The sequence below is a fragment of the Mesorhizobium sp. M0045 genome (genome assembly GCF_040323385.1).
In the GTDB taxonomy this organism is placed as follows: Bacteria; Pseudomonadota; Alphaproteobacteria; order Rhizobiales; family Rhizobiaceae; genus Mesorhizobium.
Map to the genome: position 1 here is coordinate 13,901 of NZ_JAMYUY010000026.1, position 11,577 is coordinate 25,477.

The following is an 11,577-nucleotide window of genomic DNA, read 5'->3' on the forward strand; positions in this document are numbered from 1 at the left end:
CGCAGGGGAATGGTCCCTGAGACACATGGAGACAGGTGGCGCGATCGGTGACACAAGGAGCCGGCGGCAATGCAGGGCGCCGGCTGCGCGGGCTCTGTCGGCAACCGGATCGGACAATTGGCCCCATGCGCCTGGCGCCTCGGCAAGCAACCCGGCGTGGTGCAGGGCTGCCGAAACGGGGGCGAATTGGCGTCGGGATTTCTCGCGCGCGGCACTGGCTCGACAAGACGACCAATCGGCAGCCGGCGCGCCGCGGCGCGGCGCGCGCGACCTGAGCGGCGGCACTCGAGAGAACCGCCGCTCGGGCCCTGATCGACTATTCGCGCACGAACAGCGGCTGCACTTGTGCCCACTGATCGGCGGTACGGAAGCCGCCGCGGCTGGTGTAGCTTTCGGCCGGGAATTTCATCCAGCGCGGCAGCCAGCTCTCGACCTTCTGGCGGCCATTCTCGCCCGCCAGGAAGTCGCGGATTATCTTCTTTTGCGTCTTGACCTTCTCGGCGACATTGCCGTCCGCGACCAGCTTGCCGCCGACCTCGGCGAGCATCGAATTGGCGATTTCCTTGTCGCGCAAGAGGTCGAAGAAGGCATCGTCCGGTTGCCACCATGTGCCCATGTCGACGTTCAGATGGTTGCCGAGCGCCTCGATGACGGCGCTGCCGGCTGCAAGCGTCTCGGCCATGACAAGGGTGAGAACGCGCATGACATCGTCGTCGCAGAGCGCCAAGAGGCGCGCGAACACGCCAGCGGTAGCAAAGGCGTCGCCATTGCCGCCGGCGACCACGCCGTCCTCATCCGGTGATCCGAGCAGGGCCAACACTTCGCGCCGTTTTTTGCCGAATGCAGCTTCAGCCTTGCAGCCGGCAAGGCTGGCAGTCACCGTCTCGTTGACTGCGCGCTGTGGCTCACGGCGCACCTGCCACAGGCCGGAACCGGTGAGGGCGTGCGCCACCACGAGGCGCAGCGCCACGGCGGGATGGTCGAGCATGGCGGCGCGCACGGCAGCATGGCGATGCAGATCGACATAGTTCTGCATCGGGCCGGTGAGTTCGGGGCGCGGCGGCTTGGCGGCTGTTTCTTCTTGCTCACCGCCCTCGCGGGCGCGGCGGGCTTCCTTGCGTGACAGCCAGCCCTCGTGACACTCGACCTCGCCGCGATGCGAGACAGTGATGACGACCTTGCCGCCCTTCTTCTTCGGGGTCTTCTCGTGGTCCCATGGGTGGAAATACTGGCCCGGCTCCAGCAGCACCACCTCGCTCCAGCCGTCGTTGAGATAGGTGTCGCGTCTGGCGGCAATCGCTTCGTTCTGCTTTTGCCAGAAGAGGTCGGCATCGGCGAAATAGCTGTCCTCGCCGAACAGGTCCGAGGTGATCAGGCCGGGATATTCGTCGATGGCAAACAGCGCCACCTTGGTGGGAATCGACTGGCCGCCGAACAGCCATTGCTTCAATTGAAAGCCACGCGGCGCGTATTGATCGGGATCGGCACAGAGTGCCAGCCAGTCCTTCTGCTGCGCCTTGGACGCCATGGTGAGATGGCGCACCGTCTCGGCGTCGATCTCCTCGCGGCGATAGGCTTCGCGGATTTTGGGCAAGAGGTCGCCAAGCGCCAGAATGCGTTTGACCTTCAGGTCAGTGATGCCGAAGGTCGCAGCGATGTCTGGAACGGTGCGGCCTTGCCTGACGAGCCGCGAAAACGTCTCCCATTGCGATACTTCGTCAGGATCAAGGCGGGCGAGGTTTTCGATCAGCGAGGCTTCCAGCGCATCGGCGTCGTCACCGTCCTCCATGATGGCGCAGGGCAAGGGATCGCCTTCGCCGCGCTCGTCGGCAATCGATTTCGCGGCGAAATAGCGCCGCCTGCCGGCGACGATCTCGAAGGCTTCCGGCTGGCCGTTGGGCCGCACAAGGAGAGGCACCAGCACGCCGCGCGCACCCACGGATGGCAGGATATCGGAAATGTCGGGCGCGCGTTTTCCATGGCGCATGTTGAGCGCGGAAATGTTGAGCCGGATCCAAGGGGATGTGGGCAAGCTGCATGGTTACTCTCCTTCGCTTTGGTTGAGGTTGTCCCGCCGCAGAGGCCGAAGGCCGGCGCGGCGGGACGGTTTTTGCGCCTATCGGCGCTGCTGTTCCGCCGTGTCGGACGGAAGCTCGGAACGGGGCTTTGAAAGGGCGTCTGCTGCCTGCCGCAGAAGTCGCTCGGCCTCGGTGATGTGGCGGCAAATACGGGCGGCTTCGGCATAGACGGAGAGCGGAAAGCGCGCCTGGAAATGCAGGTCGCGCTCTATGCCGAGGCCAAGCGGACCTTTTACGGATGCAAGCTCGGCCAGACTGACGCTGCCGAGTTCGGGGAAGCCGAAGCCGAGATCGCAAAGGCCGAACAGCGTGTCGCCATCGGCGTCGAGTTCGGTCAGAAGCCACGTGGCGGCACCTGTCGGATTAAACAGTTTCACAACGGGAAAATGGTCCGTTTCGGCGTCGGCGGCGCCATTGGCGAGCAGTCGTGCGCGCAGTGGATCGGTGATCAGGATCATGGAAAGACTCCTTGTCAGAACAGGTCGAGTTGATTTCTGCTGGCTTCATCGAAGAGGCCGATATCGATCGGCTTTTGCGCCGCGCGCGGACACATCGGCGCGTTCATCAGGAGGGTGAGCCGATCGCGCGTGGTGATCGGCCGGACACCGGGAATGAGCATCTGCTCGCCTTGCGGCGTCGGCTCGCTCGCGGTCAGTTGAGGATCGCGCATCGTCATGCCGCAATCCCTTCCTGCGCCTCGCCTTCGGCATCGGCCTGAAGGCCAAACAGGAAATCGGCGGCCTTGGAGGCAAGACTGGCGGCACGGAAGATCGCGCGGTTGTCCTCGCGCAGCACCTTCAGCCATGAGCCGATGTAATCGGCATGACGCACGGTCGGCTCGATACCGAGATTGCTGCACACGAAGGCGGCAGTGATTTCGGCGACCAATTCTTCACGCGCGTAAGCCTTGGAGCCGAACGAGCCGGAGAGGTCGCGAGCAAGCCGCGTTGGGTGGCCGGTCCAGTGGCCAAGCTCGTGAAAGCAGGTCCGGTAATAGTCGATCTGCTGATGGAACGCCGGCTGCGGCGGCACCTGAATGTGGTCGCTGCCCAGCATGTAGAAAGCGCGATCGCCGCCGACCCTGAAATCCGCACCGCTAGCGCGAATGAGCGTCTCGGCCTGCGGCACGATCTCGCACTGAGGCAGCGGCTCGGTGGCGGCATAGAGGTCTTCCGGAAGATTATCGCACTGCGCGACATTGAAGACGGTGAAGCGCTTCAAAAAAGGCACGGCCTGTGGTTCATCGCCCTCGTGGCGTGCGCGCTCCTTCTCGTCCTTGGGGACAAAGCGGTCGGCATGCACGATGGGCGTGCCGCGCTCGCCCTTCCTGACATTGCCGCCAAGGACGAGCGCCTGCCGGAAGGTGAGCCAGTTCTGGCTGGGATAGCTGCGCTCGATGACCGCGCCCCACAGGATGAGGATATTGATGCCGGAATAGATGCGCCCAGAGGATGCATTGCTCGGCAGGCCAAGGCCTGCCTTTGCGCTGCCCCATGGCTTGACCCATGGCACGGTGCCGCGCTCCAGCTCCGCAATGATGCGGTCCGTGATCTCCTGATAAAGGCTGGCGCCGGGGCGCCCGCCCTTGCCTGCGCCAGCCTCTGTGCTGGCGGAACGCTTGCTGTTTGCATGCATCGTCTCATCCTCCGCTCGCCAATCGCCGCGCCTTTCCCCGGAAGCGGGGTGGGCGGCGAGTCGCGACCGGAAAGGCCCGCCGTAGGAGGCGGACCGCATCCGAAGGACCGGAACGAAGAGGAGGACCCTGAGCGGCAGCGAAGGGTTGCGGGCTGCCGCGGCGGGCCTAGAAGGGAGTGCCGCCCACCCCGCGCCACCGGGAAAGGCCAACAGCAAACCCCGCCGCCCGCAAGGGCGGCGGCCGTCTCAGCCCGAAGGGCTGCCCACGCCAAGGGGCGAAGCCGAATGGCCGAGACCGCCTGAGCTTGCCGAAGAAAAGCGGGCTCGGTTCACGAGCACCTGGTGCGCGTCGTCAGGCGCGCGGGCGCCCGCCAGGACGGCAGGCCGGACAGATTTTTCGCACGGATCATCGTCAAGCGCCGCAGTTACGTCGAGAAACTCGACGACATCACCGCCGTGGCGCGGCTTCCTCCGAACAAAACCAGCGCTCGCCTTTCAACAGGTTGAGGCGCGTATCCCAGTAATATTCCTGTCTGGGATCATGATAGACGCGCTCGCCCGTTTTGTGGCTTATATTGGCTTTGATGTTGCGCTGACAGCGGCAGGGTCGATTCGAAGGCAAGAAAGCCAGCCAGGAGTTGTCTTGATAGCGATGATTGCCTACGCCCCCTCCCTCCGAAGAGAGAATGCGACGTTTGCGTGATATCCTTCACCGTCTTTAACAGCGCTTCATGGGTGCGTTGGAGAGGCCGGTAATGGTTGCTGGTGGGTGATAGAAGCGGCTGGACGATGCTCTTGTGCAGCCGTTCCGCCTCCGCCAGAAAGCGCTCGATTTCAGCCTGTGAAAGCTGCTTGGAAAGTTTGGTCCGAGCCATTGCGATCTCCGTTGAGGAATCGCCCCACCTAGGATTATCATCCCAATTGTATACTTGACGTACCAATGATCGATTCGATAAAGCAGCCGGGCAGGCCGGTACTGAAAACGAGATTACGCCGCTGATGGTCGAAGCGAGCATTTCCGTTCGTCTGGGTGCCCTCACACCGCCACGGGAGACGTTGTCGACCAAAGGATGGGCGCCAAGATTTACTCATCTATGGCAGTGGTGGGAGCAGCTTCCGTAGAGCCTTAGTATTGGCTATCAGGGTTTCGACATGGTGGTTGATGTCATGCGCTTTGACGGGCTTGTTCCTGCCCTTGTTTTCGGCGGCGCGGAAATTGAACACAACAACTTGGCCTGTTGTCTTTTCCTTGCTCCAGATTCCGTGAACCCAGTTGTTGCGCGTGCCCGACATGCCGCTGATTTTCTCAATTGCCTTTGAGATGGCGTCTCGATCGGAAGACGTATCCCACTCGGGGATCATCGCTAGGAGGAACTTAACTCGGGCTTCAAAAGTTGGAATACGATAGTAGCCGAAATGCGCCATGTTGGTCGACATGTTACAGATTGAACACATGGCATGCATGAGTGTGGTTTCAGCGTTCGCCCAAGCGACGACCATATCGCCCAATGCGGTTGCGATGTCCGAATCACTACTTAGGTTGTTGAGATCGTTGTAGGTAGCCATGTCAGAATCCCCCAAAGACAAAGACCAGGACAAGGGCGACGAGATTTTGCGACGCCTGTTGAAAACCCCTCCCGATCATAAGACCGGGAAGGGCAAGCAGCCTGTAGCGCCAGATGGCTCTAAGGACAGTGAGGGAGTGCCAGCAGGTTATTCGGCTCCACGCCGTCAGGCTCCGTCTTAAGATACTTCCGTCCGTTCGAACGCTGGCGTACGACAATCCACACGGACTCTCCTGTCGGCGCTACCGTCCAGTATTGCTCATTTTCGTTTTCGACGTTGTTTATCATCGTATCGATGTCTCGATACCAGCCGCCATCGGCAGGGCCGCCGAGGCCCTGAAGACGACGGTCTTTGTCGGCGTTATCAGGCTTGTGACAATTTACTCGGAAAGTTCCGGCCATGTAGGCCTCCTGTGATTTGCGCCACAGGAGGGCTTGACGTGAATCGCGTAACGCGCAACTTAATGGACGTGATCACTAACAAGCCCTCCAACGGCTTGGTTTCAACTTAAAGGCGACCGTGGTTCAGACGGTCGCCTTTTACGTTCTGGCGAAACTTTGATTCGCACAAGATCGTCAATCTCGTTTTGTTCTCTTTTTTCTACGTATCCACAGGAGTCGTCGCGCCTTCTGCTTAGGCGTGACCGGCTTCACCAATCCGCCGATAGATAAGGCGCTAGTCGCGGGCCATGCGAAGCAAATCCTCGGCGCGTTCTGCATCTGAGACTTTCAGAGCCATGCGGCGATGGCAGCGGAAATCAAACTCGGCAAGGTAGCGATGCAAATGCGCCTCGCCGCAATGCTGGTAGACGCCGATCATGCCGCGCTTGAAGACTGAGAACACGTTCTCAATGGTGTTCGAATGGATGGCGATCCCGTCCTCGTAGCGGACATATTCGCCGTCCGAATGCTTCGTGGTCTTGTGGGTAGCGACTCGCCGCCAGTCTCTGTGTAGAGGTTCGACGCATCGGTGTAGAGGATGGTATCTCGCGACACGTTGCGCACCAGCACGTCACGGACGGTTGCCTTGGTGGCGTCGTTCAAATGGAACATGCGAGCCTTGCCGCCGCGCTCGACCAAGCCGACGACGATGCGCTTTTCGCGACCGCCGCCCTCGCCTTTCTTGGTGAAAGGACGACCCTTACGTTGGGCTGATACGCGAGGCGTCTCGCGCTTTCCGATGTAGGTTTCGTCGGCCTCAACAGTCTTGCCGTTGCCGCCGATAGGACCAGCAGAAGCAACACCCTCTTGCATGGCTTCGCGGATGCGGTGCGCCATAAACCAAGCGGTCTTGTAGGTGACGCCAAGCATACGATGCAACTGATGGCACTCATGCCTTTCTTGGACGAAGCGTAGAGATGCGAAGCCAGCACCCATCTATGCAGGCCGATCTTGGAACGCTCAAAGACGGTGCCGACCGTGACCGTGAAAGGCAAACGGCATTCGTTGCATTTGTAGACGCCGGGGCGCGTGGACTTGCCCGCCAGCTTCGTGATGCGCTCGGGGTTGGCGTTGCCACAATGCGGGCAGAACGGGTCATGAGGCCAATGGATAGTCTCCAGATGCTCGCGGGCCTTGTCAGCGTCGTGGTAAATTTCGTTGGTCAGGTCGAAAATTGGCGGTAGCTCCTTGCATTCATTGAAAATTCGGCTTGGTACGTCAAGTATATAATTAGGATTATCATCCTATATCGGCATGGCTTGGTAAAGACCCACCCGCAGCGGAATGGCAGCTTGCCGAAGAAAAGCACGCTCGGTTCACGGTACCGGCGCGAGCCGTTAAACGCGCAGGCGCCCGTTAGCCCGCAGGCTGGACAGAATCTCGCACGGATCAGCGTCAAGCGCCGCAGTTAAGTCGAGAAACTCGATGACGTCGAGACGCCGCTCTCCACCCTCGTACTTGGCCACGAAGGATTGGGGACGATCAAGCTTCTCGGCCACCTGCGCCTGAGTCAGGCCTTTGGCCTTGCGCAGGGCAACCAACTCGGCCAGAAACCGCTGGTGGCGGGGCGATCGAAGAGACTTGGGCATGTAGGCGAACCGGTCGGGTAAAGACCGGATCAGCGACTAATCCCGGTTTCGGATTATCCCATTTTGGGATATGCTGCGTGCGCTCAACATGCGAGGTTCGCAGGCATGAATCGACCAATGGGAACAGATGAAAGTCGAAGCTCAACGTTGAGCGATGAAGTCCCCTGGTCGGAGAACCTCACGAGCTACGACAGGGAGCATTTCACGATCTACCTGCGGATCCTGGATGCCTGCGCCGACAATGCCAGCGAAGAGGAGATGGCTGATCTCATTCTCGGCATCGACCCGGCCCTTGAACCGGTCCGCGCCCGCAAGGCTCTTCGCAGCCATATCGACCGGGCGAACTGGATGGTGACGACTGGCTACAAAGAACTGTTCGCCGGCTGACGCACAGCACGGACTGTCATGCTCTTCAAACAAGGACGTTCAGATACCCGCCATTCATGAGCGCACGGCCGCGAGAGACAGCGCGGCGGGAGCGGTCACAACTGGTTGGCGTGCTGTTTGACTGCCATTTCTAGTGCTTGGCTCAGAGGCACCGCCTTCGAGAACAGGAAGCCCTGAGCGGTCCTGCAGCCAAGCTTGTGCAGGGTTTGCCGATCCGCCTCTGTTTCGACGCCCTCGGCCATGACCTCGATCCCGAGCATGTTACCGAGATCGATGACCGATTTGACAAGCAGTCGGTCCTCTCGGGACTTGGCCAAGCCGCGAATGAAGCCCTGGTCTATTTTCACCTTGCGTATCCGACTGTCCTTGAGCGATGCCAACGTGGAAAAGCCGGTGCCGAAGTCATCGAGCGCAATGGAAATGCCGGCATGTGAAAGCCGTCCGAGCTTTTCATCCACTCTGTCCGGGTCCACCGGGGATTCTTCGGTAATCTCGATCTCGAACATCGTTGCAGGCAGACCTCTTGCCGCCAGACCATCCAGAACCATGTCGTCGATATCGCCGGCTTCCAGTTCGCGCGGTGAAACATTCATCGCCACACGGAGATCACGACAGTCAGCTTTCACCAAGCCGTCGATAAAAGCACAACAATCGGCGAATACGGTTTGCGTCAGCAGCTGAAGCATACCGGTTTCGCGTGCAGCTGTGATGATTTCGGGTGGAGAGATGGCACCATGAGTCGGATGGGACCACCTCAGCAAGGCTTCAAAACCGACCACGGCCTCGGTGTCGAGTTTCACGATCGGCTGGAACCAAGGTTGCAAGCTTCTCGTCTTTATCGCCGAATGAAGGTCCCGTTCGACGGACTGGCGGCGTTGCAGTTCCCTGTCGAGTTCGGCATCGAACAGGCAAAATTCGTTCCTGCCACGACGCTTGGCCGTATAAAGGGCGATATCCGCCCGCAACAACATTTCGGTCAGGCCCGGGCTTTCCGCCAGGTATATTCCTATTGATGCCCCGACGCGGACGGACGCGACCTCGATATAGGGGCGGGCAATTTTGGCTATGATATTGGAGGCGAGATCACTGGCAGAAAGCGAAACCCTCGTTGAGGGAAAAAACAGCACGAATTCATCGCCGCCGATACGAGCGAGCGTTGAGCCTTCCGGTGCTTCCTCCTCTATGCGGCGGGCGATCCTGACAAGCAGTTCATCACCGGTCCTGTGACCGTAGGTATCGTTGACGGATTTGAACCCGTCCAGGTCAACCAGCATTGCCACGAAGGGGCCATCCGCGGTCTCGAACCGTCCGATAGCGTCTTCGAGGCCACGCCTGTTGAGAAGGGCCGTCAGGTGGTCCTGCCTGGAACTGGCCTTCATCTCCGCCGCAAGCCGCTCGGCCTCATGCCTCAGGCGGCTCGCTTCGCGGAACCGTGCTTGGCCAACAAACGAAGCTCGAACCAAGCCGCCCATGAAGAGCAGAACGGTAAAAGCCAGAATGTAGTCTTCAAAATTGCCTTTCGCCAAAAGGCAACCCACCGTGATGAGGAGCGGAGGTGTGATGAAGTTGGTCGCCGCCGCGGCATACGAACTGCCGTATGTAACCGCACCAGCGGAAATGCCCGCCAGAATGACCAGATGCAGCGGTGCTTGAGGTGTCGTGTATCCAACAGTCAGGACGGCCAGGAAGGACCAGGCAAACCCTGCCAGAAGAGCAAGGATGCCAAACCAGCGAAGCCGCGGCAAAACCCCCACTAAACCGTCATGGCGCCCCGTTTCCTTTAGCTGATAACGCGCGAGTGCAACGCGGGCGGCATTTATCGCATTGACGACCAGGAACCAGATTGCAGCGGCAAAGCCGCTGCCAGAAAGGGCGTGCACCGCCCAAATCAGGCCTGACAGGATAGCGCTTATCGGCATCGACACGAAGAGGCCGGCCCTCAGGTCAGCAAGCTGATCCTGACGGATTTTGGCCTCCAGCGTGTCTTCATTCTTCGGGGCCATGGACGGACCGGCTTGCTCCCATCGTTGTTCGCGACGACAAGCTTACGCAAGCCCACTGAAGGACGGGTTAACTATCCAGCGGGGGTAACCAGTGCGCTCACCATGGCTCCGGGTCGCACGTCTGCTGTTAGGATTGCCGGCTGACCATCGAGATCTTGACCGTGCTATGCCTTGATCCGAACCATCCCAGGATCGGCATCGTCACCATGGAAGCAGCCTTACGAACGGCATCAAACGCGCCCGGCGAGACAAAAGGAAGCCGGGCCGAGATAGCGTTCCAGAGCGGCAGCGCTGCCTGCGATTCACCGCCTGAGCATGGCCGAAATGCCATGGCGGATAAAAGGAAGATATTGGGCAAAGCGAAGCCCCGCATGTCTTGCAAGCCGTGCCGCCGGGTGCTCGCCTGAGTAGAGAGCGACAAGTACATTCGTAGCATGATAGAGCGGTGCCGCCGACAGACGCAGCCGGCTTTCGTATCTGCCGAGCATGTCGGGATCAGCAATGTCGCGGCGCTCGCGACATGCCGCCAGGATTCTATCGGCGAGTTGCTTCTGGCCACTGAGGCCGATGTTGAAGCCATGCGCGGTCACCGGGTGCATGCCGAGGGCAGCATCGCCGATCAGTGCCGCACTCGGAGCCCAGAACTTGTGCGCCCAGGTCGTGACCAGCGGATAGGCATGGCGGGTGCTTGCCAAGGTCATCTCTCCGAGGCGTCCTCGACACCGGCTCGTCAATTCCATCAGGAACAAATCGTCGTCGAGAGCAAGCAGTCTGTCGGCCTCGTTTGAGCGCAACGTGAGAAGCAGCGACGACACGCCTTCCATGAGCGGCAACATCGCTATCGTCTGATAGTGATCGAACCATTCGACCGCGATCTGGTGATGGGCGCGCTCGTGCCTCACCCGGCAAATCAGCATGGAGTTGCCAAGCCGATTGATGTCGGCCCCAATGCCGAGCAGGTCGCGCGTCGCGGACAGACGCGAATCCGCTGCAACGAGCAGCCGAGCGGCCAATTGCCTGCCATCACAGAGCCTTATGACTGCTTCTTTGTGGCTGGTTGTTGCATTGACGACCGAGCGGCCGCACAGCAGCTGGGCATGATCCTGGAAGTGGACAAGCTTGAACAGGGCGTCGCGGATCCGAAAATTTGGGACCAGAATTCCGAGTGGTTCCCCAGATCCGCTGGGAGAGTCGAAGCTCAGGGCGAAAGGGCTCGATCCGTTGAGCACGCGCGCGCCTTGTAGCGGTGATTTGTCCGAAGCGGGGATGGCATCCCAGGCGCCGAGCTCGCGAAGGATTCCAACCGATGCGTGGGTCAGCGCGATCTCGCGACCGTCGAAAGCCGGATTCGCCAGGCTTTCGAGCGACTGCCGTTCAACCACTGCCACCTTGAGTCGGCTCTGGGCAAGCGACGCGGCGAAGGAAAGTCCGACCGGCCCGGCTCCGACCACAATAACGTCGAATCTATCGACAGAGCCGGCCATCAGCGTGCCGCCATTGCGTCGGCTATCTGCGACGAAGGGCACTGGAACGCATCGCAATCGATCCACGGTTTGCGGCTCATCTCCCCAAGCGTCTCCACGCGACCTAACCGTCCGTTAGACATCCGTTCTCCGTTCAAAAATGCTCAATGAAACCATGCCGATGAAGAGATAACCCTGATGTGGATCAACCAGGCTCGATAAACGCGGCAACGGCGGGTTCACGGTCGACTGGTCGATCGCCACGCCATGGTCTGGTCAGGTCATCATGAAATGGCCGGCTTCCCGTTCGGTGCGGCCCTTTCCTGGCCGAAAGTTCGGCAACGTATTCTGGCTGATCCGTTCGCACCCGTCGCGCGCCGAAATCGGCATGACGCGAAGCAACCGCGGAAAATATC

13 protein-coding genes and 1 pseudogene are annotated in these 11,577 nt (G+C 60.2%); 2 read left to right on the top strand and 12 right to left on the bottom strand.

Annotation, left to right across the window (positions count from 1 at the left end; translation table 11 throughout):
* Window positions 1-316 precede the first annotated feature (316 nt).
* From NKJ72_RS27460 to NKJ72_RS27475, 4 genes are all read right to left on the bottom strand, one after another.
* Window positions 317-2,032, bottom strand: a complete 1,716-nt coding sequence (locus tag NKJ72_RS27460; protein ID WP_352480251.1) for a ParB/RepB/Spo0J family partition protein — start codon at window positions 2,030-2,032, stop codon at window positions 317-319.
* An 84-nt stretch (window positions 2,033-2,116) separates the two neighbouring features.
* On the bottom strand, window positions 2,117-2,536 hold the full coding sequence (locus tag NKJ72_RS27465; protein ID WP_352480252.1) for a DUF2958 domain-containing protein: 420 nt from the start codon (window positions 2,534-2,536) through the stop codon (window positions 2,117-2,119).
* Window positions 2,537-2,550: 14 nt separating this feature from the next.
* Entirely contained in the window at window positions 2,551-2,754 is a 204-nt protein-coding gene (locus NKJ72_RS27470; RefSeq protein WP_352480253.1) for a hypothetical protein, read from the bottom strand.
* On the bottom strand, window positions 2,751-3,713 hold the full coding sequence (locus NKJ72_RS27475) for an ArdC family protein (protein ID WP_352480254.1): 963 nt from the start codon (window positions 3,711-3,713) through the stop codon (window positions 2,751-2,753). The genes NKJ72_RS27470 and NKJ72_RS27475 overlap by 4 nt, the downstream gene beginning before the upstream one ends.
* A 342-nt stretch (window positions 3,714-4,055) precedes the next feature.
* Between NKJ72_RS27475 and NKJ72_RS27480 the strand changes: the two genes are divergently transcribed.
* Window positions 4,056-4,220: a hypothetical protein gene (locus tag NKJ72_RS27480; protein ID WP_352480255.1), complete on the top strand. Its 165-nt coding sequence runs from the start codon at window positions 4,056-4,058 to the stop codon at window positions 4,218-4,220.
* Here the strand turns inward: NKJ72_RS27480 and NKJ72_RS31045 are convergent.
* From NKJ72_RS31045 to NKJ72_RS27505, 6 genes and pseudogenes are all read right to left on the bottom strand, one after another.
* On the bottom strand, window positions 4,162-4,335 hold the full coding sequence (locus tag NKJ72_RS31045; RefSeq protein ID WP_502901907.1) for a sunset domain-containing protein: 174 nt from the start codon (window positions 4,333-4,335) through the stop codon (window positions 4,162-4,164). The two genes, NKJ72_RS27480 and NKJ72_RS31045, sit on opposite strands and share 59 nt — an antisense overlap.
* Complete coding sequence (locus NKJ72_RS27485; protein ID WP_352480256.1) at window positions 4,253-4,588, bottom strand: hypothetical protein; 336 nt, start codon at window positions 4,586-4,588, stop codon at window positions 4,253-4,255. The genes NKJ72_RS31045 and NKJ72_RS27485 overlap by 83 nt, the downstream gene beginning before the upstream one ends.
* Window positions 4,589-4,805: 217 nt before the next feature.
* Window positions 4,806-5,279, bottom strand: a complete 474-nt coding sequence (locus NKJ72_RS27490) for a hypothetical protein (RefSeq protein WP_352480257.1) — start codon at window positions 5,277-5,279, stop codon at window positions 4,806-4,808.
* Window positions 5,280-5,398: 119 nt separating this feature from the next.
* Entirely contained in the window at window positions 5,399-5,680 is a 282-nt protein-coding gene (locus NKJ72_RS27495) for a DUF3892 domain-containing protein (protein ID WP_352480258.1), read from the bottom strand.
* 274 nt (window positions 5,681-5,954) lie between these two features.
* Window positions 5,955-6,894: pseudogene (locus NKJ72_RS27500) on the bottom strand (IS1595 family transposase).
* A gap of 162 nt (window positions 6,895-7,056) precedes the next feature.
* Window positions 7,057-7,308 (bottom strand): helix-turn-helix domain-containing protein, encoded by a 252-nt coding sequence (locus NKJ72_RS27505; protein WP_352480259.1) that lies wholly within the window; start codon window positions 7,306-7,308, stop codon window positions 7,057-7,059.
* Between the two features lie 105 nt (window positions 7,309-7,413).
* Between NKJ72_RS27505 and NKJ72_RS27510 the strand changes: the two genes are divergently transcribed.
* Entirely contained in the window at window positions 7,414-7,695 is a 282-nt protein-coding gene (locus NKJ72_RS27510; protein WP_352480260.1) for a DNA -binding domain-containing protein, read from the top strand.
* 95 nt (window positions 7,696-7,790) lie between these two features.
* Here the strand turns inward: NKJ72_RS27510 and NKJ72_RS27515 are convergent, their stop codons facing one another.
* On the bottom strand, window positions 7,791-9,698 hold the full coding sequence (locus NKJ72_RS27515) for a putative bifunctional diguanylate cyclase/phosphodiesterase (RefSeq protein WP_352480261.1): 1,908 nt from the start codon (window positions 9,696-9,698) through the stop codon (window positions 7,791-7,793).
* Between the two features lie 302 nt (window positions 9,699-10,000).
* Entirely contained in the window at window positions 10,001-11,182 is a 1,182-nt protein-coding gene (gene ubiM / locus NKJ72_RS27520) for a 5-demethoxyubiquinol-8 5-hydroxylase UbiM (RefSeq protein ID WP_352480290.1), read from the bottom strand.
* Window positions 11,183-11,577 lie beyond the last annotated feature (395 nt).